Annotated in this window: 3 protein-coding genes; all 3 read left to right on the plus strand. The window is 61.7% G+C overall.

Translation table 11 applies throughout. The features are described from left to right. Positions 1–423 precede the first annotated feature (423 nt). Entirely contained in the window at positions 424–816 is a 393-nt protein-coding gene (locus EOA75_RS35680) for a UbiD family decarboxylase domain-containing protein (RefSeq protein ID WP_281058594.1), read from the plus strand. After that, entirely contained in the window at positions 710–1186 is a 477-nt protein-coding gene (locus EOA75_RS35685; RefSeq protein ID WP_281058595.1) for a UbiD family decarboxylase, read from the plus strand. The genes EOA75_RS35680 and EOA75_RS35685 overlap by 107 nt, the downstream gene beginning before the upstream one ends. Before the next feature lie 216 nt (positions 1187–1402). After that, on the plus strand, positions 1403–1720 hold a 318-nt coding region (locus EOA75_RS32545; RefSeq protein WP_281058596.1), incomplete at its 3' end, for a UbiX family flavin prenyltransferase.

Raw genomic sequence — 1720 nt, forward strand, 5'->3', positions numbered from 1 at the left:
CATTCAGCATGCCTGTGCATTCCTCCGGTCCAAGCGCCCAGAATTTTCTTCTCGCGGTCTCGCTCCGTGTGCGGTCCTTGAGGCCGGCGATCGCAGACCGGCATGCTTCAAGAGCGTCGTTGACTAGGTTGCTGGCCATCTGAAACGTCTTCCCGACTTCAGCCAGCCTCAGGCGAGTGGGCTGTTAAATTCGACATACCGTGCGCAAACGGCCAGTTCTTTGACCTAGCGCAAACTTCTCGAGCGGCTGTCGTGAGAGAACGGCGTCGCCGACGGACCGGTCGTGCCGGATTTCGCTATGCATTATCGCCTTCTTCCCCAGTTCTGTGATCTCGGCTCCTTTCTTTCGTACCTGGGCGCGAAGGGTCAGATTCGAGAAATCCGAGCCCAACCCGGTTCGAACTGACGGAGATACACAGAAGGGTGATCGCGGCGCGCGGACCGGCGCTGCGCATGACCACGCCGATGGATGGCCAGGGAGGCGGCTCGTCCTTTCCGGTCGTGGCAAATATCTTTGGGACGCGGGAGCGTGTCGCGTGGGGGCTGGGCACCGACATCCACGGGCTCGAGACTCTCGGCGCTCTGCTCGCGTGGATGAGGTCCCCTCAGGTTCCGCAAAACTTGCGCCAGGCCCGCCATATGTTCTCCGCCGCGCGCGGCGCGTTGGCGGCGCGCCCGAAGATCGTTTCGTCGTCAAGATTATGGAGGGATGTGGAACCGGATTTCGCAATCCTTCCCGTCCAGACCTGTTGGCCGGAGGACGCTGGTCCTCTCATCACATGGCCGGTTGCCGTCACCCGACCGAGGCGACGGTGATCCTGGCAGATACAATCTGGGCATATACCGGATGCAGATAATCGCCCGCGACAGGGCGATCATAAGATGGCTGCCCATGCGAGGCGGCGCGGCTCACCATCGCATGTGGCAGGCGAGGGGGCTTGAGATGCCCGTCGCTGTCGTCATCGGCGCGGATCCCGCGACTTTGATAGCAGCGGTGACGCCGGCGCCCGAAGGGGTATCGGAACTGTCGCTGTCCGGGATGATCAACGATCGGCGGGTTGGATTGTCTCCGTGCAAGAGCATCGAGCTCCATGTTCCCGCCAGTTCCGAGATCGTACTGGACGGAACCGTTTCACCCAACGAAACGGCCGAGGAAGGACCCTTCGGCGATCACGATGAAGCTTGATCGAACCCCCATCGACTCCCTCGACTTCGCGTCGCCGCTGGAAGGGCTTGGAGGAAAGATCGGATTCGACGCGACGCGCAAGATCGGGTCCGAGACGTCGTGTGAGTGGGGGAGCAATTGAAGATGTCGTCGCAGATCGTTGAAAGGGTCTCGGAGCGTTGGGCCGAGTTTTTTCCACGACCAACCGGTTCGGCGCAGAAATGACCAAAACGGATAATAGTTGGGGTTACCGGCGCGTCCGGCTCGGTGCTGGCCCTCGAGACCATACGCCAACTGGTCAGGGGTGGGGTGGAAACGCATCTTGTCGTCTCAAAGGGCGCGCGCATCACCATCGCTTACGAGCTTGGCGCCGACGGACTGGCGCAACTCGCTTCGCTCGCCAACCACACCCATAACCACCAGGACTTGGCCGCGCCGATCGCCAGCGGCTCCTTCAGAACGGACGGCATGATCGTCGTGCCATGCTCGATGCGGACCTTGGCGGCGATGGCGCACGGTTTGGGCGACAACCTTCTTACCAGAGCAGCCGACGTC

The organism is Mesorhizobium sp. M1A.F.Ca.IN.022.07.1.1 (assembly GCF_003997575.1).
Lineage (GTDB): Bacteria > Pseudomonadota > Alphaproteobacteria > Rhizobiales > Rhizobiaceae > Mesorhizobium.